Here is a 20661-nt window from a genome sequence, read left to right as displayed (position 1 = left end):
GCCGTTCGGCTCGCGCGGGAGCACGGCCGCCGAGTGCATCCGCTCCGCCGCTCGCGGGGTACGCGGCGACCCCTCGGCCCTTCGGGGCCCGTGTCCTGCCCGCAGCCGCCGACCATGTGTCGGCTGTGCCCGTCACCCGACGGTGAACGGTTCCGGGGCCCGGGTCGCGGCGGCCCCGCCGGCCGCACGACGACGGGCCCCGCCTCTCCAGAGGCGGGGCCCGGTGGTCGTTGTGCGGGGCCGGATCCGGCGTCCCGGACTCAGCGTGAGCGCTTGGCCAGCCGCTCCACGTCCAGCAGGATCACCGCGCGTGCCTCCAGACGGAGCCAGCCGCGCCCGGCGAAGTCCGCCAGCGCCTTGTTGACCGTCTCGCGGGACGCGCCGACCAGCTGGGCCAGCTCCTCCTGCGTGAGGTCGTGCACGACGTGGATGCCCTCTTCGGACTGCACTCCGAACCGCCGGGAGAGGTCGAGCAGCGCCCGGGCGACCCGGCCGGGGACGTCCGAGAAGACCAGGTCGGACATCTGGTCGTTGGTCTTGCGCAGGCGCCGTGCGACGGCACGCAGCAGCGCGGCGGCCACCTCGGGGCGTGCGTTCAGCCACGGCTGGAGGTCGCCGTGCCCGAGGCCCAGCAGCTTGACCTCGGTCAGCGCGGTCGCGGTGGCGGTACGCGGGCCGGGGTCGAAGAGCGACAGCTCGCCGATGAGCTCGCCGGGGCCGAGGACCGCGAGCATGTTCTCGCGGCCGTCGGGGGAGGTGCGGTGAAGCTTGACCTTGCCCTCCATGACCACGTAGAGGCGGTCACCGGGGTCGCCCTCGTGGAACAGTGAGTCGCCGCGGGCGAGGGTCACCTCACTCATGGAGGCGCGGAGCTCCGCGGCCTGCTCGTCATCGAGCGCCGCGAAGAGCGGGGCGCGCCGCAGAACGTCGTCCACGAGTTCTCTCCTTGTCGACCTGCTCAGGGGATCTCGTTCCCCCACGTACCAGGGGACCGTGTTCCCCATTTTGCCGGACGATCCGAACAGTGTGATCTGTCACAAGGATGCCGCACCGACGCCCCGGGGTACGCGGCAGGGGTCCGATCGGGGGCTGATGCGCCGGCTCCGGGGCGGATGTCGGCGCCGGGCTTTAGGCTGGCCGGGTGTCCAAAACGCCGGTGAGAGCACAGGCCGAGGGGGCCGGGCAGGTGGCTGTACGTCGGGATTCCGCTGTGGGCGAACAAGACCCTGGTGGCGGAAGGAAAAGTTCAAAGTCGACAAAAGCGGCGCCCGAGGAGGCGTCGCCGCGGCAGCCTGCCAGGAAGCCGGCGGCGAAGAAGGCCGCTGCCGAGAAGGCCCCTGCGAAGAAGGCGGCCGCCGGGAAGGGCGCTGCCGGGACGGCCGTGCCTTCAGGCGCCGCTGCCGGAAAGCCGGCGGCCGCTTCCAGGAAGGCGGCGGCAAAGCCGGCCTCCACGACGTCCAAGAAGGCGGCTTCCGAGAAAACGGCTCCCGCGAAGACCGCGATCAAGAAGGCCACGGCCGCGAAGAAGGCCACGGCGACGAGGAAGGCCACCGGGACGAAGAAGACCGCTCGTCCGGAAGTCGTCGCCGAGAAGACCACGATCGCAGTGAAGGACGCCGCACCCGCGAAGACCATCGCCACGAAGCCCCCCGGGAACGAGTCGCGCACCGCTCTGGTCCGTCGCGCCCGCCGTATCGATCGTGAGCTCGCCGAGGTGTATCCCTACGCCCACCCGGAGCTGGACTTCGAGAGCCCCTTCCAGCTGATCGTCGCGACGGTCCTGTCCGCGCAGACCACCGACCTGCGGGTGAACCAGACGACTCCGGCGCTCTTCGCCCGGTACCCCGCTCCCGAGGACCTCGCCGCGGCCAATCCCGAGGAGGTCGAGGAGATCCTGCGCCCGACCGGCTTCTTCCGGGCCAAGACGAAGTCGGCGATCGGGCTCTCCAAGGCCCTGGTGGAGCAGTTCGGCGGCGAGGTGCCGGACAACGTGGAGGACCTCGTCAAGCTCCCCGGCGTCGGCCGGAAGACGGCCTTCGTGGTGCTGGGCAACGCCTTCGGTCACCCCGGCATCACGGTCGACACCCATTTCCAGCGGCTCGTACGCCGGTGGCAGTGGACCGATCAGACCGACCCCGACAAGATCGAGGCCGCCGTCGGCGCGCTGTTCCCGAAGAGCGACTGGACCATGCTCTCGCACCACGTGATCTTCCACGGTCGCCGGATCTGCCATGCCCGCAAGCCGGCCTGCGGCGCCTGCCCGATCGCCCCGCTCTGCCCCGCCTACGGCGAGGGCGAGACGGACCCCGAGAAGGCGAAGAAGCTGCTCAAGTACGAGAAGGGCGGCTTCCCGGGTCAGCGGCTGAAGCCCCCGCAGGCCTATCTGGACGCGGGCGGAAAGCCGGCCCCACCCCTGGGGGCCGGGTGAGGTGCCGGCGCGGACACGCGCGGCACCCAGGAGGGGGACCTTGTCCGGCAGGCCGCAGGCCGGGACACCCGCACGAGGGACGTGCGGAACGATCCAAGGCCCCGCAGGCGTTGGGACCGGCAGAACGGGGGTGGCGATGACGCACGCGAGCAACACGGACCACATGAACGGTACGGACGGCGGTCGGCTGAACACGGAGGGTCTGCCCGAATGGCTGGACCCGGTCTTAAGGGTCGTGCAGACCGTCGAGCCGCTGCAGCTCAGCCGCTTTCTGCCGCCGGAGGACGGCGCGGGGCGGCAGTCCGCCGTGCTGATCCTCTTCGGTGAGGGCGACCGCGGTCCCGAGCTGCTGCTGATGGAGCGCGCCGGCTCGCTGCGCTCGCACGCCGGCCAGCCCGCGTTCCCGGGCGGCGCCCTTGACCCCGAGGACGGCGACCCGCGGGCCGAGGGGCCGCTGCGGGCGGCGCTGCGCGAGGCCGAGGAGGAGACCGGACTCGATCCGGGCGGCGTCCAGCTCTTCGGTGTGCTCCCCAAGCTGTACATCCCGGTCAGCAGCTTCGTCGTGACCCCCGTTCTCGGCTGGTGGCGGCAGAAGAGCCCGATCGGCGTCGTCGATCCGAACGAGACGGCGCGGGTGTTCACGGTCCCCGTGGCGGATCTCACGGACCCGGCCAACAGAGCCACCACCGTCCATCCCAGCGGCCACCGAGGTCCGGCATTCCTGGTCGAATCGGCCCTTGTCTGGGGCTTCACGGCCGGCGTCATCGACCGTCTGCTGCACTTCGCGGGGTGGGAGCGCCCCTGGGACCGCGACAAGCAGGTCCCGCTCGACTGGCGCGCATGACAAGGTGGCCCCCGTGCTGTGTGTCCCAGGGTGCCGCCGTGCCCCATTGCCGCCGTGCGAGGGCCGGGATCCCCGGCCGGACGAGGGCGGACCGAACGTGATGAGGCGAGGCTGGAAGCATTGAACGTGCTGGACATCCTGTTGCTGGTCGCCGCCGTGTGGTTCGCGATCGTCGGCTATCGCCAGGGTTTTGTCGTCGGCATCCTGTCGGTGATCGGCTTCCTCGGCGGCGGTCTCGTCGCCGTCTATCTGCTTCCCTTCCTGTGGGACAAGGCGACCGGCGACCACAAGGTGAGCACGACGGTCGCCGTCGTCGCCGTCGTCGTGGTCATCGTCTGCGCCTCCATCGGCCAGGCCCTGACCACCCACCTCGGCAACAAGCTGCGCCGGTACATCACCTGGTCTCCGGCCCGTGCCCTGGACGCGACCGGCGGCGCCCTCGTCAACGTGGTGGCGATGCTCCTGGTCGCCTGGCTGATCGGTTCGGCCCTCGCCGGCACGACGCTGCCGACGCTCGGCAAGGAGGTCCGCGGCTCCAAGGTGCTCCTCGGCGTCTCCCGGGCCCTGCCCACGCAGGCGGACACCTGGTTCGCCGACTTCTCCACGGTCCTCGCGCAGAACGGCTTCCCGCAGGTCTTCAGCCCCTTCGCGAACGAACCCATCACCGAGGTCCGGCCCCCCGACCCGGCCCTGGCGTCGAGCGCGGTCGCCACGCGCGCCCAGCGGTCCATCGTCAAGGTCATGGGCACCGCACAGAGTTGCGGCAAGGTGCTCGAAGGCACCGGGTTCGTCTTCGGCGAGCGCCGTGTGATGACCAACGCGCACGTGGTCGGCGGGGTCGACGAACCCACCGTCCAGATAGGCGGCGAGGGCCGGCGGTACGACGCGAAGGTGGTCCTCTACGACTGGCGGCGCGACATCGCCGTACTCGACGTGCCCGATCTGAACGCGCCCGCACTGAAGTTCACGTCCGCGGACGCGTCCGGCGGCAACAACGCCATCGTCGCGGGCTTCCCGGAGAACGGCTCGTACAACGTCCAGCCCGCCCGTGTCCGCGGTCGCATCACGGCCAACGGCCCCGACATCTACCACCGTGGCACGGTCCGCCGTGATGTGTACTCGCTGTACGCCACCGTGCGGCAGGGCAACTCCGGCGGCCCGCTGCTCACCCCCGAAGGCAGGGTCTACGGGGTGGTCTTCGCCAAGTCCCTCGACGATGCCAATACGGGCTACGCGCTCACCGCGGACGAGGTCCAGGAGGACATCGCCAGAGGCCGTGCCGCGAACCAGCAGGTGGACAGCGACAGCTGTGCGCTCTGAGGCGCAGAAGCGGTGCAGCCGTCGTCGGCCGGTTCGACGGGGGCGGACTCAGCCGCGCGGGTGACGCAGACGTACCGAGACCCAGCGGGCCCGGCGGCGAAGGATGTGCGGGATGCCCACGCGGGGGTCGGTGCCCGCGAGTTGCGGAGCGCCCCCCTGGCGGGAGCCCGGCGCGGCGGCCGAGCGGCGAGTGCGTGCTACGTCACTGTAGTCGTGCGTCCAGCCCATACCCGGACGTCTGCCCCCGCCCCAAGGTCGATAACCGCCCTCATGCCGCCCAATTGGCCTATGCGGCAGGCATGTGGCTGTTCGGGGAACAGGCGTTCCTGCCTGGATACCGGGCGCGTCCGGGGCGTCACTGAACGGGGTCGGATTCCTCCGGACGGCCGTCCGGAGCCGCGGCGTACCGGGGCCGGATCAGCGGTCGGGTTCGGGGTCCTTGAGCCAGTTGATCAGCTCGGAGGAGAAGGCCACCGGGTCCTCCTCGTGCGGGAAGTGCCCGAGTCCGTCGAACAGCCGCCAGCGGTACGGCGCCTCGACGTACTCACCCGATCCGGCCGCGCTGCGTGTGCGCATCACGGGGTCAAGTGATCCGTGCAGATGCAGTGTGGGCACCCGCACGGGGCGCTTCATACGCCGGTTGAACTGGATGCCGTCGGGCCGGGCCAGGGAGCGCACCATCCAGCGGTACGGCTCGATCGAGCAATGCGCCGTCGAGGGGATGCTCATGGCGCGCCGGTAGGTGTCGACGGCCTCGTCGTCGGGCAGGTGCGGCCCCGACCAGTCCCGGATCAGCCGTCCGACCAGAGCGGCGTCGTCGGCGGTGAGTCTGCGCTCGGGGATCCAGGGCCGCTGGAAGCCCCAGATGTAGGACCCCGCTGTCGTCTGCTTGACGTCGCCGAGCATCGCCGAGCGCCAGCGCCTCGGGTGCGGCATCGAGGAGACCACCAGCCGGCGGACGAGCTTGGGGCGCATGGCGGCCGCCGTCCAGGCGAGATAACCGCCCAGGTCGTGGCCGACGAGTGCGGCGTCCGGCTCGCCCAGGGACCGTACGACGCCGGTGATGTCGAGCGCCAGGTTCGCGGGGTCGTAACCGCGCGGTGTGCGGTCGCTGCCTCCCACTCCGCGCAGATCCATCGCCACGGCCCTGAAGCCCGCGTCGGCGAGCGCCGTCAGCTGATGCCGCCAGGTCCACCAGAACTGGGGGAAGCCGTGCAGCAGCAGCACCAGGGGTCCGTCGCCCAGCTCCGCGATGTGGAAACGCGCGCCGTTGGCGGCGACGTCCCGATGCGTCCAGGGCCCGTCGGGACGCACGACCGAGGTAGGTTGCGCCGAATGGGGGGCGGGGTCCGTCATGAGGACGAGCGTGCCACAGCGGCGGCGTCCTTGTCGGCCGGGCTCGGCTGACGGGGGTGCGGCTTGGCGTGCTGCAGCACCCCGGCGCTCTCCTTCATCGACGCGGCGACCTTCTGCGGCCCCTTGCTCTTCTTGGCCTTCTTCGCGAAGAGCAGGCCGATGAGCGCGAGCAGTCCGGCGACCAGGACGTTGGCGGCGAAGGACAGCAGGAAGCAGACGGCCATGTTCCAGCCGCTCCACGTCCGGATCCCGTACGCCAGCGCGAAGTTCAGCATGGGCAGGGAGAACAGCAGTACGGCGCCCGCGGCCGAGAACGCGCCTCCGCTCGTCGCGCCACGCTTGACGTCCCGCTTGAGCTGGGCCTTCGCCAGGGCGATCTCGTCGTGCACCAGCGCGGACATTTCGGTCGTCGCCGAGGCGAACAGCTGGCCGATGCTGCGTTCGGCGCCGACCGGGCTGCCGTCGGGTGCGCTCATCGCGGTCTCCCTGTTCTCTGCGTGTGTCCGCTTTGCCTAGGCTGCGGAATTCTGTGGATGTGTCAGATCATGCCGGACGGTGGTTCTCCGCGCTTGCCCCGCCCACCACTTCGGCACGCTTGCCCTACTCACCCTCCGGTGACCGGTCTGCGCCGGACTTCGGCCGCCGGCTCCCTCCCGCCTCCGCCGGACGTCCCGTTCCCGGCCCGGCCCGGTTCCCCCGCTCGGCGGCCTTGCATGCCGCGGGCCCTGCGTGCTCTGCGGCCTCGCGCTCGAGGAACCCCGCGATGCGCGGGCGGTCCGCCGGGTCGCCCTCCTCGTGGTGGTCCGAAACGCCGTCGAGGCCGTCGCGCTCCTCGTCGGCGCACAGGGTGCGGTACTTGGCGTTCCGTACCCTCAGCAGCACACTCGCGCAGGCGGTCGCGATCAGCGATCCGGCGAGGACGGAGGCCTTGACCTCGCCGGTGAGCGCGGCATCGCCGGCAAACGCGAGTTCGCCGATGAGCAGGGAGACGGTGAAGCCGATTCCCGCGAGCGAGGCGACCGCGAACACGTCCGCCCAGGCGAGGCCCTCCCCGAGGGAGGCCCGTGTGAAACGGACCGTCAGCCACGTACCGCCGAAGATGCCGACCGTCTTGCCGACGACGAGACCCAGCACGACGCCGAGCGTCACCGGTTCGGTGAACACATCCGCGAGTGCCGCACCGGAGATGGCCACGCCCGCGTTGAACAGGGCGAACAGCGGCACCGCAAGGCCCGCCGACAGCGGCCGTACGAGATGTTCGATGTGCTCGCCGGGGGAGTGTTGCTCGTCCTCGTGGCGGTGGCAACGCAGCATCAGCCCCATGGCCACGCCGGCGATGGTGGCGTGGACGCCGCTGTTGAGCATCAGGCCCCAGACGACCAGGGCGAGCGGGACGTACACGTACCAGCCGCGTACCCCCTTGCGCAGCAGGATCCAGAACACCACGAGCCCGGCGACGGCACCGCCGAGCGCCGCGAAGTCCACCTGGGCCGTGAAGAAGACCGCGATGATCAGGATCGCGAACAGGTCGTCCACGACGGCGAGGGTGAGCAGGAAGGCGCGCAGGGCGGACGGCAGTGAGGTGCCGATCACCGCCAGCACCGCGAGGGCGAAGGCGATGTCGGTGGCCGTGGGCACCGCCCAGCCCGTGAAGGAGCCGCCGCCGGCGGCGGCTGTGAGGGCGTAGACGGCGGCGGGAGCGGCCATGCCGCAGAGCGCGGCGACGACGGGGAGCACCGCGGCGCGGCGGTCCCGTAGATCGCCCGCGACCAGCTCGCGCTTGAGCTCGATCCCGGCGACGAAGAAGAAGACCGCGAGGAGGCCGTCGGCGGTCCAGTGCTGGACGGACAGGTGCAGCCCGAGGGCGGCGGGGCCCACGTGGTGGTGACTCAGGCTTTCGTGGCTGCCGTGCAGCAGGGGCAGGTTGGCCCACAGCAGCGCCACGACCGCCGCCAGCAGGAGCAGCACACCGCCGACGGTCTCGGTGCGCAGCGCGTTCGCGACGTAGGTCCGTTCGGGCAGGGGGAGGCGGCCGAAGAACGTACGGGTGCGGGTGCTGGGCGCGGCCACGGCGACGGACCTCCGGGTCGGTACGAATGCTGACGGCCGTCACACGCGGACGGCTTGCCGACCAGACTTCCCGGCACACCTTGAGCCGACCATTTTACCTGAGTATGACGATCGCGAAGCGCACGTTTCGGGCGAGAGCGGCTGAGGTGCCCCGTGGGCGGGAGCGGCGCGGACCACGTGGGCCTGGGCGGACAAGGCCGCGGGGACCGGGAAGAACGCCCGTGAAGAAGGGGCCCCGGCGCTGTGCCGGGGCCCCTTCGGACGCACAGGGACCGCTCAGTCCTCGCTGGGCGCCGCGGGCAGCTTCGCCTGGATGAGGTCCATGACGGTCGAGTCGGTCAGCGTCGTGACGTCTCCGAGCTGACGGTTCTCGGCGACGTCACGCAGCAGACGCCGCATGATCTTTCCGGACCGGGTCTTCGGCAGCTCGCCCACCGGAAGGATCCGCTTCGGCTTGGCGATCGGCCCCAGCGTCGCACCGACGTGGTTGCGCAGCTCGGCGACCAGGTTCTCGTCCTCGGACGCCGTGCCCCGCAGGATCACGAAGGCCACGATCGCCTGCCCCGTCGTCTCGTCCGCCGCGCCCACGACCGCCGCCTCCGCGACCGCCGGGTGCGACACCAGCGCCGACTCGACCTCCGTGGTCGAGATGTTGTGGCCGGAGACGAGCATCACGTCGTCGACGCGGCCGAGGAGCCAGATGTCCCCGTCGTCGTCCTTCTTCGCGCCGTCCCCGGCGAAGTACTTGCCCTCGAAGCGCGACCAGTACGTGTCGATGAACCGCTGGTCGTCCCCCCAGATGGTGCGCAGCATCGACGGCCACGGCTCGGTGAGCACGAGATAGCCACCGCCGCCGTTCGGCACCTCGTTCGCCTCGTCGTCGACCACGGTGGCGGAGATGCCCGGCAGCGCCCGCTGAGCCGACCCGGGCTTGGTCTCCGTGACGCCCGGCAGCGGCGAGATCATCATCGCGCCGGTCTCGGTCTGCCACCAGGTGTCCACGATCGGCGTGCGGTCGGCGCCGATGTGCTTGCGGTACCAGATCCACGCCTCGGGGTTGATCGGCTCACCGACGGAACCGAGCACACGCAGGCTGCTCAGGTCGAACTTCGCGGGGATGTCGTCGCCCCACTTCATGAACGTGCGGATCGCCGTCGGCGCCGTGTACAGGATCGTGACCCCGTACTTCTGCACGATCTCCCAGAACCGGCCCTGGTGCGGGGTGTCGGGCGTGCCCTCGTACATGACCTGGGTCGCGCCGTTCGCCAGCGGCCCGTACACGATGTAGGAGTGCCCGGTGACCCAGCCGACGTCCGCGGTGCACCAGTACACGTCGGTCTCGGGCTTGAGGTCGAAAACGGCGTGGTGCGTGTAGGACGTCTGGGTGAGGTAGCCGCCGGAGGTGTGCAGGATGCCCTTGGGCTTACCCGTCGTCCCGGACGTGTACAGGATGAACAGCGGGTGCTCGGCGTCGAACGCCTCGGGCGTGTGCTCCGCCGACTGCCGCTCGACGATCTCGTGCCACCACACGTCCCGGCCCTCGGTCCAGGCGACCTCCTGGCCCGTGCGGCGTACGACGAGTACGTGCTCGACGTTGTCCACGCGCTCGATGGCGTCGTCGACGGCCGGCTTGAGCGCGGACGGCTTGCCGCGGCGGTAGCCGCCGTCGGAGGTGATGACGACCTTGGCGTCGGCGTCCTTGATGCGGGTGGCGAGGGCGTCGGCCGAGAAGCCGCCGAAGACGACGGAGTGCGCGGCTCCGATGCGGGCGCAGGCCAGCATCGCGACCGCGGTCTCGGGGATCATCGGCATGTAGACGGCGACCCGGTCGCCCTTCTGGACCCCCAGCTCCAGCAGTGCGTTCGCGGCCTTGGAGACCTCGTCCTTGAGCTCGGCGTAGGTGATGGCGCGGCTGTCGCCGGGCTCGCCCTCGAAGTGGATCGCGACGCGGTCGCCGTGGCCGGCCTCGACGTGCCGGTCGACGCAGTTGTACGCGACGTTCAGCTTGCCGTCCTTGAACCACTTGGCGAAGGGCGGGTTCGTCCAGTCGAGGGTCTCGGTGGGCTCCACGGCCCAGGTCAGCCGCCGGGCCTGCTCGGCCCAGAAGCCGAGCCTGTCAGCCTTGGCCTGTTCGTACGCCTCCGCCGTGACGTTGGCGCCCGCGGCCAGGTCGGCGGGGGGCGCGAACCTGCGCTCTTCCTTGAGCAGGTTGGCCAGGCTTTCGTTGCTCACGACATCTCCCTTTCCCAGGGTGTCCGTTGTGTCCCGTGCCACAGCTCATCAGACCGGGGGCTCGGTGACAAGGGCCGACCGGAAATTGGTTTAGACCTGTTGCGGGCTGTCGTCGACCAGGTCACCTGAGGTCACGTATGCTCCGCCGGCCTGGTTCATCCGGTGATGTTCGCACCTGCCGCCCGGGAGGGAAGGCGGCGCATCGTGCGGGTCGCCGGCGTTCGACCCGTGCGGCGGGCAGGGCGACGGCCCGACGGCCGGGCCCTGCCGGTCCACGGCGGACATGACGGTGCGGGGCCCGGACGGCCGGACCCCGCACCGCACGGTCCGTCAAGCGGGGCTGCGCAGCTCCCCGGCCGCCCCCACCTGCCCGAAGACACCGCCCTCTTCGGACGGGTCGAGCAGATACGCCTGTGCCTCGCCGACGTGGAAGTACATTCCGTGCAGTTCGAGCGCGGTCTCATCGAGCGCCCGGGCGACGGACTCGTGCGCCCGCAGGTGCTCCAACTGCTGCACCACGTTGGTCAGACACAGCTGCTCGATCGCGTCGGCGGGCTGCCGCCCGGCGATCCGGGGCAGTGGGCGCCCGGTGTCGGTCATCCGCTCCAGGCCGGGCCGCCCGTGCCGCAACCAGCGCCGCAGCGGGGTGTTCCCGCCGTTCGCCCCGGAACCGATCAGCGCCTGCATCGCGCCGCACCCGGAGTGCCCGCACACCGTGATGGACCGCACCTTCAGGACGTCCACGGCGTACTCGATGGCGGCCCCCACCGAGTCGTCGCCGCTCTCCTCGCCGGGCAGCGGCACCAGGTTGCCGACATTGCGGACGACGAAGAGGTCACCGGGTCCGCTGGAGGTGATCATCGATGTCACGAGCCGTGAGTCGGCGCAGGTCAGAAAGAGCTGCGACGGCCGTTGGCCCTCGCGCGCCAGCCGGGCCAGCTCGCCGCGCACCAGTGGCGCGGTGTTCCGCTGGAAGGCGCTGATTCCTCGCGCGAGTTGTTCCCCGCTCGGTCCCGATCCGCCGTCCGGCGCACCCGGATCACCCTCGGGCGGCGCCGTCGGCGGCTGCTCGCACTGGTGGTTGCGCCACGGTGTCCAGGGCCTGCACCGGCAGGTGGACGCCTCCAGCGGTTCCCGGGCCCCGGTGCGCGCGGCGGAGTCCGGCGACGGCATCGTGATGGGTGTTCCCGCTCGGCCGGTCAGGGCGACCGTGCCGCCGCGGGCGCGATGTGTCCGCTGCCAGTCCTGCAGCGTCTCGTACGTCGCGTGGTCCATGAACGACCCGTCGAGCTCCACGACGGCGTCCGCTCCAGCGGGCACCAGGTGCAGGGCGCGGGTGAGCCGGGGCACCGCGAGGAACGTCAACTGGCCCCGGACACGTACGTGATGGACCGCCTCCCGCTCCTCGTGCGTGATGCGGGTGCGGGCGAGTCGGTGCAGGGCGACGCCCACGGCGGCGGCGACCCCCAGCGCCACGCCCTGCAGAACGTCCAGGAAGACGACGCCGAGCGTGGTGACGACGTAGACCAGGACCTCTCGGTGGCGGGTGACCGTGCGGATGTGGTGCAGGGACACCATCTGGACGCCCACGGCCATCACCAGGGCGGCGAGCGAGGCGAGGGGGATCAGCTCGAGCAGCGGGACCATCACCAGTGCGGCCGCCACGACCCAGACGCCGTGCAGCATCGTGGAGTTCCGGCTGATCGCGCCGGCCTGCACATTGGCCGAACTCCTGACGGCCACGCCCGCGAGCGGCAGTCCGCCCAGTGTCCCCGAGACGATGTTCGCGGCGCCCTGCCCGAGCAGTTCGCGGTCCAGGTCGGAACGGCCCATGTGGGGGTGGCGCCCGGCCGCCAGTTTGTCCACCGCAACCGCGCCGAGCAGCGACTGGACGCTGCACACCAGCGTGATGGTGAGGACGGCGGCGGCGACGCCGAGCACGGGACCCTCGGGCAGTCCGGCAAGCGCGTGGCTGCGCCAGGACGGCAGCTCGACCTTGGGCAGGGTGAGCCCGGCGAACGAGGCGGTCACGGTGGCCCCGGCGACGGCGACGAGCGCGGCGGGGATCCTGCGCAGGAGCTGTCCCGCACGTCCGGGAAGCCGCGGCCAGGCCAGCAGGAGGGTCAGGGTCAGCACGCTCATCGAGACCGCGGCCGGTTGCAGACGGGCCAACTGGGCGGGCAGCGCGGTGAGATTGTCGAGGACGGCGCTCTGCGGGGTGCCCCCGAGCACGATGTGCAGCTGGGCGACGGCGATGGTGACGCCGATACCGGCGAGCATGCCGTGCACGATCGCGGGGCTGACGGCGAGCGCCGTACGTGCCACGCGCAGGCAGCCGAGGCCCAGTTGGGCGAGCCCGGCGAGGACGGTGATGGCGCATGTCGTACGCCATCCGTAGCGGTGGATGAGGTCGGCGGTGACCACGGTGAGTCCGGCGGCGGGCCCGCTGACCTGGAGCGGGGAGCCGCCGAGCCGTCCGACGACGATGCCGCCGACGGCCGCGGCCACGAGGCCGGACTGGAGCGGGGCGCCGGTGGCGAGGGCGATGCCGAGGGACAGGGGGAGGGCGATCAGGAAGACCGCGATCGAGGCCGACAGGTCGGCACCCGCGACACGGAAGCGGCGGGGTCGGGTCGGCGGCGGACTGTGGGGCTGGTGCACACGCTTCGTCCGAGTCGAGTCGGCGGCGCGGGCAGGGACGCAGGCGGGCATGGTTCCCGTCTCCTCCGGTGTGGCGCGGTCGCGGAACTGGTGGTCCCCGGCGGGGACCCGGGTCGGGCGCGGCCGTGGGTCACGGCGTACAGCGGCGGGATCTCAACACTCGGTAAATGAACCGTAATGCCAGGTAAAGGAAAACTCCTTCTATAGGCGAGCAAATAGATCATTACGTCACCCGGTGGGGTGAATCGCTAACCTCATCGGCTTGTCATACAAATTTCGGCGGTGCCCCGTGTGACCTTGGCCGGGCCGTACGCGTCGCTGCGCGCTTCGTCCGCACCCGGTCGGCGTGGCCCCGGCTGAAGGAAGAAGGTGGGACGGGATGACCGCCACCCGGAGGATCGCGGCGGGCGTCGCCCTGGCAGGGGCCGGTGCCGCGCTCGCCGGGTGCTCCTTCGGCGCACCCCGTCCCGGCGACGGCGCGCGAAGACTCCTCGGAGCCCATGCCCCGGGCAGCGCGGTCCGCCTGATCGGCGACGGCTCCACTTCCTACACCGGCGCCCAGCCCCATCTGCCGCGGCCCGACCGGCTCGCGCCCGGCCACGCGCCCCCGCAGTTCGTGGTCTTCTCCTGGGACGGATCGGGCGAGGACGACCGAAGGCTGTTCTCGTACTTCCGCAAGGTGGCCAAGGCCAACAACGCGACGATGACCTACTTCCTGAGCGGCGTGTACCTGCTTCCGGAGGAGAAGCGCGCCCTGTACAGGCCGCCGGGACACCCGCCGGGCCGCTCGGCCATCGGCTTCAACGACAGGAAGGGGGTCAAGGAGACCGCCGAGCAGCTGCGTCTGGCATGGCTGGAGGGCAATGAGATCGGCACGCATTTCAACGGCCACTTCTGTCGCGGCAGAGGCGGCGTCGGTCAGTGGTCGGTCGATGACTGGAAGGACGAGGTCACCCAGGCGAAGGCGTTCGTGAAGTCCTGGAAGACCAACTCCGGCCTGACGAAGGAGCCTCCGCTGCCCTTCGACTACGACAAGGAGCTCATCGGCGCCCGCACCCCGTGCCTGGAGGGGCGGCGGAACTTCGTGACGGCCGCCCGGGAGCTCGGCTTCCGCTACGACTCCTCCGGCATCGGCCGCCAGCTCTGGCCCAGGAAGCAGGACGGACTGTGGGACCTGCCCATGCAGCTCGTGCCCTTCCCCGGGCGCGGCACGGACCAGTTGGCCATGGACTACGGCTTCATGACCGGCCAGTCCGGGCCCCGCGGCCAAGGGGACCCCGACAAGTTCGATGCGTGGGGCGATCAGCTGCGGGACGGCCTGCTGCAGGGCTTCGAGCGGGCGTACGGCGGAAATCGGGCGCCCCTGGTCATCGGCAACCACTTCGAGTCCTGGAACGGCAGCACCTATATGCGTGCCGTCCAGGAGGTGGTCGAACGGGTCTGCACCCGGCCCGAGGTGCGTTGTGTCTCCTTCCGCCGGCTCGTGGACTGGCTCGAGGCGCAGGACCCGCGGGTCCTGGAGAAGCTCCGCACACTCGGGGTCGGCCGGGCCCCGGCGGAGGGTTGGGGGGCCTTCCTGGGCGGCTCCCCCGCCCCGGCTGCCCCCGGCGGCGCCCCGCGCTCCCCGGCGGTGCGACGGTAGGCCCCGGACGGGCAGCGCTCACACGGCGGCCGCCAGGCCCTCGTTCAGGACGAACCCCGGGTCGATCTGCGCCGCCAGGTCCGCCCCGGTGCGCTCGTTGCCCCAACTCGCCGCGTTCTTCAGGTGGAAGTGCACCATCTGCCGTGTGTAGCGCTGCCAGTCGCGCACCTCGTACATGGCGTCCGCGGCGGCCCGGAGTGTGCGCAGGGAACGGCGGTTGGCACCCTCCAGCAGCTCGAACCGCGGGGGACGCCCCTTCTCCATGGAACGCACCCAGTCCGAATGGCCGACGGTCACCAGCAGGTCGTCGCCGACCTCGGTGCGGAGGAAATCGATGTCGTCCTGGCCCTGCACCTTGTTTCCGACGACCTTCAGGGCGACCCCGAAGTCACGGGCGTACTCCTTGTACTGGCGGTAGACGGAGACCCCCTTCCGGGTCGGCTCGGCGACGAGGAACGTCATGTCGAAGCGGGTGAACATCCCGGAGGCGAAGGAGTCCGAGCCCGCCGTCATGTCGACCACCACGTACTCGTCATGGCCGTCCACCAGGTGGTTGAGGCAGAGCTCCACCGCTCCCGTCTTGGAGTGGTAGCAGGCGACCCCCAGGTCGGCGTCCGTGAAAGGTCCGGTGACCATCAGGCGGACGGCGCCGCCGTCGAGTCCCACGGGGCGTGCACAGGCGTCGTAGACCGGGTTGTCCTCCCGCACCCGCAGCAGCCGTGAGCCCTCGCCGGGCGGAGTGGTCTTGATCATCGTGTCCGCGGAGGCGATCCGGGGATTGCAGCCGCGCAGATAGTCCTTGATCAGCCGCAGCCGGTCGCCCATGGACGGCAGCGCGGCCGCCTCGTCCTCCTCGAGTCCGAGCGCGGCGCCCAGGTGCTGATTGATGTCGGCGTCGACGGCGACGACCGGCGCCCCCGCGGCGGCGAGGTGGCGGATGAAGAGGGAGGACAGGGTCGTCTTGCCGCTGCCGCCCTTCCCGACGAAAGCAATTTTCATGTTCACCAACAGTAATCGCATGATTGCTGTAAGTGGCGTCACTCCATGAAGAAGACCACTCCATCGAAGGAGGGGGTGCGGAGGTGCGTAGTGTCGTACTCATGAGTACGACAGGTGCGACCGCCGACCCGCTCGCGGCCCTGGGGGCGCTGCCCGGGGTGGCCGAGTCCGTGGAATCCGTGCGCAAGGCCGTGGACCGGGTCTACGGACACCGGGTCATGCGGCGCCGCAGCAACGAGATCACCTCCGAGGCGGCGCTGCGCGGAGCACGCGGCTCGGCGGCCCTGTCCGGGGCCGACTGGGGTCTCGAGGAGGTGCGCCGGCGCACCGACTTCAGCGGCGACGACGGCGCCCGCACGGTCGGCGCGGCTCTGCGGCTGACCGCCGAGGCGGGGCAACTGCTCTCCATCTGGCGGCAGTCGCCGCTGCGGGTGCTGGCGCGCCTGCACCTGGTGGCGGCCGCGGCGGACGACCCCCGTGTGGGGCGCCCGCGGCAGGACGGCGAGCCGGTCGACGAGCCGCTCGTGGAACTGCCGCTGCCGGGCGCGTCCGAGGTAGCCGGCCGCCTCGAAGGTCTCGCCGAGCTGATCATCGCCGGAGGCTCGGCCCCCGCCCTCGTGACCGCGGCCGTGGTGCACGGCGAGTTGCTCGCCCTGCGCCCCTTCGGCTCGCACAACGGCCTTGTCGCGCGCGCGGCCCAGCGCATCGTCCTTGTGGGCAGCGGTCTTGATCCCAAGGCGATCTGCTCGGCCGAGGTCGGCCACGCCGAACTGGGGGCCGCGGCCTATGTCGCCGCCCTCGACGGTTATGTGTCCGGCACCCCCGAAGGCATGGCGGCGTGGATCGCGCACTGCGGGAAGGCCGTCGAACTGGGCGTGCGCGAGTCGACCGCGGTCTGCGAGGCGCTGCAGCGCGGCGCTGCCTAGCGGCGCGCACGGACCGGTTCTCGACGGTCCTGTGAGGGGCCTGTACATGGTTGCGGCGGTACGAATGCTCGTACCGCCGCTGGCATGCTCACAGGGTTACCAAGCGTCCTCGATGTGTCGCCCATCAGGTCGGGAACTTCTGCCCGTCACCTGGTGCGGCTGGCCCGTAATCGACGGGTCGACGTCGCGTGGGTGCTCTGCGTTCATGCTGGGTCCGTGGGGCCAATTGCGTTCTTAAAGGTGATCCCTTCGGATGTCCTTTGGTCTCGCGGGCCACTAAATCCTTTTGTACTCCAGCCCCGGGCCATGCGGAACCCCCGGCTGCACTTCTTTACTTTTACGTTCAAACGAGCATGAATCGGGCGCTCATATGAAACCGTCGCACCTGCCGCTGATTCACACGGCCGATGCGCGGCGCCGGCTGGTGTACCAGACGAGCCCGGCCGTGGCGGCGGCCGCGCCTATCGCCGCCATCGCGAGCAAGGCCGGCCGCGGAGGCATCGACAGTCGCTGCTTGAGCCGGACGGGGCGGTGGAAGTCCAGAATCGGCCAGCCGCGGGCGAGTGCCTCGCGCCGCAGGGCCCGGTCCGGGTTCACGGCGTGCGGGTGGCCGACCGACTCCAGCATGGGCAGGTCGGTCGCCGAGTCGCTGTACGCATAGCAGCGCGCGAGGTCGTACCGCTCGGTCTCGGCGAGCTCTCTGATCGCCTCGGCCTTCGTCGGCCCGTACGCGTAGTACTCCACCTCGCCGGTGAAGCAGCCGTCGTCGCCCACGACCATGCGGGTGGCGACCACGCGGTCCGCGCCCAGCAGTTCGCCGATCGGTTCGACGACCTCCGCGCCCGACGTGGACACGATCACGACATCGCGTCCGGCGGTGTGGTGCTCCTCGATGAGGGAGGCGGCCTCGTCGTAGATGATCGGGTCGATCAGGTCGTGCAGCGTCTCGGCGACGATCTCCTTGACCTGTCGGACGTTCCAGCCGCGGCACATCGCGGACAGGTGCTTACGCATCCGCTCCATCTGGTCGTGGTCGGCGCCGCCCGCGAGGAACAGGAACTGCGCGTATGCGGTACGCAACGCGGCCCTGCGGTTGATCAGCCCCCCTTGGTAGAAGGACTTGCTGAAGGTGAGTGTGCTCGACTTCGCAATGACCGTCTTGTCCAGGTCAAAGAAGGCCGCTGTGCGGGGCAAGGAGTGGTTTTCCACGGGCCCGAGCATAGGCGCCCACCATTCGGCGTAAGGTGTGGCGCGTGGGTTTGCCTGAGAGGCCTCTCGGGTACACCATGGAAGTCACGGATCGTTCGCGACCGTGCTAACCCGGTCCGACTCCTCCCCCCCCGAGTCGGCCGTGGGGACGACCCCCGCTCTCCCCCCCGGCGGGGGTCGTCGCATGTCCGGGTGGGTTTTTCTTCCTTCTCCACGTGATCTCGGGCCCCTGCCGCGGTGTGGCGGGCTCCGCTTCGTCATGCCCATGACTCGTCACGATGCGTAGTGCATCGGGTGCGCTGAGGAGCTTTCCCGGGCCTCGTCCGTTTGAGTGACGGCGATATTCACAACCACTGAGCCGTCCACAGTTATCGACCAAGATCCACACGATTTCCAGGATCACCCGCACTGTGATTCCAGCGCGTCCACCGAAGGCGAGTTCATGGCCGGTTCGGTTTGCCGGGCGCGTTTGGCCGGTTCGTATCGGCCGTTCATATGGAGACCGGTTGCCGGTTCTTCACACGAGCGGGAAGCGCGGGGCCGCAGTGGGCCCCGCGGACCGCGCGGAAGAAGCAGCGAAGGGGGCTGGAGATCGTGGCGGGAGCCATTGCGCACGACGGGTCGACCGTCGTGGAAGGGCGGCGGAGCGGGCCGCTGATCGTCACCGAGGACGCCGAACTCCTCGACGACCTGCTGCGCCTGTGTGCGGCCGCGGGCGCCAGAGCGGAGGTCCACCCGGGGGTGCCGGCGCACCGGGGGAGCTGGGAGGCGGCTCCTCTCGTCCTCGTCGGCGACGACGCGGCACGCCGTGTGCGTGGAGCCGCGCGCCGACGCGGAGTCGTGCTGGTTGGGCGGGATCAGGACGATCCAGGTGTCTGGCGGCGCGCCGTCGAGATCGGCGCGGACCACGTCCTGGTCCTGCCGGACGGTGAGCAGTGGCTCGTCGACCGCATCGCCGACGTGGCCGAAGGCGCCGGACGGCCCGCGCTCACCGTGGGCGTGATCGGCGGCCGCGGCGGCGCCGGAGCGTCCACGCTCGCCTGCGCCCTGGCCGTCACCTCGGCGCGCGAGGGCAGGCGCACGCTTCTGGTGGACGCGGATCCCCTGGGCGGCGGACTTGATGTACTCCTCGGTGGCGAGACCGCCGAAGGGCTGCGCTGGCCCGCGTTCGCGGCCTCGCGGGGCCGCGTCGGGGGCAGTGCCCTGGAGGAGTCCCTGCCGGAGCTGCATGCGCTGCGGGTACTGAGCTGGGACCGCGGCGACACCGTGGCGGTCCCGCCCCAGGCGGTGCGGGCGGTCCTCGCCGCGGCCAGGCGGCGCGGTGGCGCGGTCGTCGTCGACCTGCCGCGCCGCGTCGACGAGGGTGTCGCCGAGGTGCTCGCCCAGGTGGACGTCGGGGTGCTGGTCGTCCCGGCCGAACTGCGCGCCGTCGCGGCCGCGCGACGGGTGGCATCGGCCGTCGGCATGGTCCTGGGCGATCTGCGGATCGCGGTACGGGGGCCGTTCGCGCCCGGTCTCGACGACCGCGAGGTGGCGCGGCTGACGGGACTGCCACTGGTCGGCGAGGTGCCCTCCGAGGAAACCCCGCGCGATGGTTCCGCACCGCCCGGGGGAGCGGTGCGGGGACCGCTCGCCCGGTTCTGCTCGGCCTTCTGGCAGCGGGCGTCGGCCGAGGGGGGTGACTGACCCGTGGAGGCGGGCTGGACCCGGGTGACGGGGGCGGGTCGCGGCACGGCACTCGGTTCGGGCCCGGGGGAGGGCGCCGAGCGTGCGGTCGTGCTCGGCGACCGGACGCGGCTGCTCGACGGGGTGCGCCAGTGGCTGGCCGAGAGCGGGGCCGAACCGACTCCCGCGCGCGTGGCACAGGCGCTGCGCGAGCAGGGGCGGGTGCTCGGTGACGCGGAAGTGCTGGGAGCGGCCCGGCAGTTGCGCTCGGAACTGGTCGGCAGCGGCCCTCTGGAACCGTTGCTCGCCGATCCCTCCGTGACCGACGTCCTGGTCTCGGCCCCCGACCGGGTGTGGGTGGACCGCGGCGGTGGACTGGAATTGACGGATGTGTCCTTTCCGGACACCGCGGCGGTGCGACGCCTTGCGCAGCGCCTCGCGGCGGTGGCCGGGCGGCGGCTCGACGACGCCAGACCGTGGGTCGACGCCCGCCTGCCCGACGGGACGCGGCTGCACGCGGTGCTCCCGCCGGTCGCCGTCGGTTGCACGTGCCTGTCGTTGAGGGTCGTGCGTCCGCGGGCGTTCACCCTCGACGAACTGGTGGCGGCGGGGACGGTGCCGCCGGGCGGGGACCGGGTGCTGCGGGCGCTGATCGCCTCCCGGCTCTCCTATGTGATCAGCGGCGGTACCGGCACGGGGAAGACCACCCTGCTGAGTGCGCTGCTGGGGGTGGTGGGGCCGTCGGAGCGGATCGTGCTGGCCGAGGACTCGGCGGAGCTGCGACCCGAGCACCCTCATGTGGTGCGCCTCGAGGGACGGCCCGCGAACCAGGAGGGCGTGGGGTTGGTGGAGCTCCAGGACCTGGTGCGGCAGGCGTTGCGGATGCGACCCGACCGGCTGGTCGTCGGCGAGGTCCGCGGCCCCGAGGTGGTGTCGCTGCTCGCGGCGCTCAACACCGGCCACGAGGGCGGATGCGGCACTCTCCACGCGAACGCGGCCGCCCAGGTGCCCGCACGACTGGAGGCGCTGGGCACCGCGGCGGGTCTGGACCGGGCGGCGCTGCACAGCCAGTTGGCGGCCGCGCTCTCGGTGGTCCTCCATCTCGTGCGGGACCGGATCGGGCGCCGCCGTATCGCGGAGGTGCATGTGCTGGAGCGGGACGCGTCGGGGCTCGTGGTGACGGTGCCCGCCCTGAGATGGGGCCGGGAGGCGTTCACGCGGGAGCGGGGCTGGGAGCGACTGCGGGAGCTGCTCCGGCACGGAAGGGACGAGAGCGGCTCGAGTGACGGAGGTGAGGGGTGGTGACGGT

At 71.2% G+C, this 20661-nt stretch carries 16 protein-coding genes; 7 read left to right on the top strand and 9 right to left on the bottom strand.

Features of this window, described 5'->3' with window-relative positions:
* Nucleotides 1–260 precede the first annotated feature (260 nt).
* Nucleotides 261–935: a Crp/Fnr family transcriptional regulator gene (locus ACSHXN_RS19420; protein ID WP_030573597.1), complete on the bottom strand. Its 675-nt coding sequence runs from the start codon at nt 933–935 to the stop codon at nt 261–263.
* Nucleotides 936–1381: 446 nt separating this feature from the next.
* Here ACSHXN_RS19420 and nth point away from each other — a divergent pair, with 446 nt between their 5' ends.
* From nth to ACSHXN_RS19405, 3 genes are all read left to right on the top strand, one after another.
* Nucleotides 1382–2428, top strand: coding sequence for an endonuclease III (gene nth, locus ACSHXN_RS19415; RefSeq protein WP_438303414.1), 1047 nt, complete (start codon nt 1382–1384; stop codon nt 2426–2428).
* A 136-nt stretch (nt 2429–2564) separates the two neighbouring features.
* Nucleotides 2565–3272: an NUDIX hydrolase gene (locus tag ACSHXN_RS19410; RefSeq protein WP_355131204.1), complete on the top strand. Its 708-nt coding sequence runs from the start codon at nt 2565–2567 to the stop codon at nt 3270–3272.
* A 120-nt stretch (nt 3273–3392) separates the two neighbouring features.
* Nucleotides 3393–4592, top strand: a complete 1200-nt coding sequence (locus ACSHXN_RS19405) for a MarP family serine protease (protein WP_355131202.1) — start codon at nt 3393–3395, stop codon at nt 4590–4592.
* A 48-nt stretch (nt 4593–4640) separates the two neighbouring features.
* Here ACSHXN_RS19405 and ACSHXN_RS19400 read toward each other — a convergent pair whose 3' ends face one another.
* From ACSHXN_RS19400 to ACSHXN_RS19375, 6 genes are all read right to left on the bottom strand, one after another.
* Nucleotides 4641–4820, bottom strand: coding sequence for a hypothetical protein (locus tag ACSHXN_RS19400; protein ID WP_355131200.1), 180 nt, complete (start codon nt 4818–4820; stop codon nt 4641–4643).
* Nucleotides 4821–5009: 189 nt separating this feature from the next.
* Nucleotides 5010–5948 carry an alpha/beta fold hydrolase gene (locus ACSHXN_RS19395; RefSeq protein WP_059133601.1) on the bottom strand — a complete coding sequence of 313 codons (939 nt, stop codon included), beginning with the start codon at nt 5946–5948 and terminating at the stop codon, nt 5010–5012.
* Entirely contained in the window at nt 5945–6424 is a 480-nt protein-coding gene (locus tag ACSHXN_RS19390; protein WP_355131198.1) for a phage holin family protein, read from the bottom strand. The genes ACSHXN_RS19395 and ACSHXN_RS19390 overlap by 4 nt, the downstream gene beginning before the upstream one ends.
* A gap of 124 nt (nt 6425–6548) precedes the next feature.
* Nucleotides 6549–8018 carry a Na+/H+ antiporter NhaA gene (gene nhaA / locus ACSHXN_RS19385; protein WP_438303412.1) on the bottom strand — a complete coding sequence of 490 codons (1470 nt, stop codon included), beginning with the start codon at nt 8016–8018 and terminating at the stop codon, nt 6549–6551.
* A 276-nt stretch (nt 8019–8294) separates the two neighbouring features.
* The gene (acs, locus tag ACSHXN_RS19380; RefSeq protein ID WP_438303411.1) at nt 8295–10292 is read right to left on the bottom strand and encodes an acetate--CoA ligase; all 1998 of its coding nucleotides are present in this window, start codon (nt 10290–10292) and stop codon (nt 8295–8297) included.
* Nucleotides 10293–10580: 288 nt separating this feature from the next.
* Nucleotides 10581–12962 (bottom strand): bifunctional SulP family inorganic anion transporter/carbonic anhydrase, encoded by a 2382-nt coding sequence (locus ACSHXN_RS19375; RefSeq protein ID WP_355131192.1) that lies wholly within the window; start codon nt 12960–12962, stop codon nt 10581–10583.
* A 328-nt stretch (nt 12963–13290) separates the two neighbouring features.
* Between ACSHXN_RS19375 and ACSHXN_RS19370 the strand changes: the two genes are divergently transcribed.
* Complete coding sequence (locus ACSHXN_RS19370) at nt 13291–14553, top strand: hypothetical protein (protein ID WP_356109174.1); 1263 nt, start codon at nt 13291–13293, stop codon at nt 14551–14553.
* Nucleotides 14554–14571: 18 nt separating this feature from the next.
* Here ACSHXN_RS19370 and ACSHXN_RS19365 read toward each other — a convergent pair whose 3' ends face one another.
* On the bottom strand, nt 14572–15552 hold the full coding sequence (locus ACSHXN_RS19365; protein ID WP_355131188.1) for an ATP-binding protein: 981 nt from the start codon (nt 15550–15552) through the stop codon (nt 14572–14574).
* A gap of 101 nt (nt 15553–15653) precedes the next feature.
* Here ACSHXN_RS19365 and ACSHXN_RS19360 point away from each other — a divergent pair, with 101 nt between their 5' ends.
* Nucleotides 15654–16478, top strand: coding sequence for an oxidoreductase (locus tag ACSHXN_RS19360; RefSeq protein WP_355131186.1), 825 nt, complete (start codon nt 15654–15656; stop codon nt 16476–16478).
* A 396-nt stretch (nt 16479–16874) separates the two neighbouring features.
* Here ACSHXN_RS19360 and ACSHXN_RS19355 read toward each other — a convergent pair whose 3' ends face one another.
* Nucleotides 16875–17699, bottom strand: a complete 825-nt coding sequence (locus ACSHXN_RS19355) for an HAD family hydrolase (protein WP_355131184.1) — start codon at nt 17697–17699, stop codon at nt 16875–16877.
* Between the two features lie 582 nt (nt 17700–18281).
* On the opposite strand from ACSHXN_RS19355, the gene ssd reads away from it, so the two are divergent.
* The gene (ssd, locus tag ACSHXN_RS19350; RefSeq protein WP_356109180.1) at nt 18282–19373 is read left to right on the top strand and encodes a septum site-determining protein Ssd; all 1092 of its coding nucleotides are present in this window, start codon (nt 18282–18284) and stop codon (nt 19371–19373) included.
* Between the two features lie 90 nt (nt 19374–19463).
* Nucleotides 19464–20657: a TadA family conjugal transfer-associated ATPase gene (locus ACSHXN_RS19345; protein ID WP_355131343.1), complete on the top strand. Its 1194-nt coding sequence runs from the start codon at nt 19464–19466 to the stop codon at nt 20655–20657.
* Nucleotides 20658–20661: the final 4 nt, after the last annotated feature.

Origin of the sequence: Streptomyces sp. HUAS TT11, assembly GCF_051553595.1 — a bacterium.
Taxonomy (GTDB): domain Bacteria; phylum Actinomycetota; class Actinomycetes; order Streptomycetales; family Streptomycetaceae; genus Streptomyces.
The sequence above is the reverse complement of the archived record's forward strand: the minus strand, read 5'-3'. Positions and strand labels throughout refer to the sequence as shown.

Coding starts and splice junctions, on each gene's coding strand:
- ACSHXN_RS19410 (WP_355131204.1), top strand. CDS start 2,565: ATGACGCACGCGAGCAACACGGACCACATGAACGGTACGGACGGCGGT.
- ACSHXN_RS19400 (WP_355131200.1), bottom strand. CDS start 4,820: ATGGGCTGGACGCACGACTACAGTGACGTAGCACGCACTCGCCGCTCG.
- ACSHXN_RS19395 (WP_059133601.1), bottom strand. CDS start 5,948: ATGACGGACCCCGCCCCCCATTCGGCGCAACCTACCTCGGTCGTGCGT.
- ACSHXN_RS19390 (WP_355131198.1), bottom strand. CDS start 6,424: ATGAGCGCACCCGACGGCAGCCCGGTCGGCGCCGAACGCAGCATCGGC.
- ACSHXN_RS19375 (WP_355131192.1), bottom strand. CDS start 12,962: ATGCCCGCCTGCGTCCCTGCCCGCGCCGCCGACTCGACTCGGACGAAG.
- ACSHXN_RS19370 (WP_356109174.1), top strand. CDS start 13,291: ATGACCGCCACCCGGAGGATCGCGGCGGGCGTCGCCCTGGCAGGGGCC.
- ACSHXN_RS19365 (WP_355131188.1), bottom strand. CDS start 15,552: ATGAAAATTGCTTTCGTCGGGAAGGGCGGCAGCGGCAAGACGACCCTG.
- ACSHXN_RS19360 (WP_355131186.1), top strand. CDS start 15,654: ATGAGTACGACAGGTGCGACCGCCGACCCGCTCGCGGCCCTGGGGGCG.
- ACSHXN_RS19355 (WP_355131184.1), bottom strand. CDS start 17,699: ATGCTCGGGCCCGTGGAAAACCACTCCTTGCCCCGCACAGCGGCCTTC.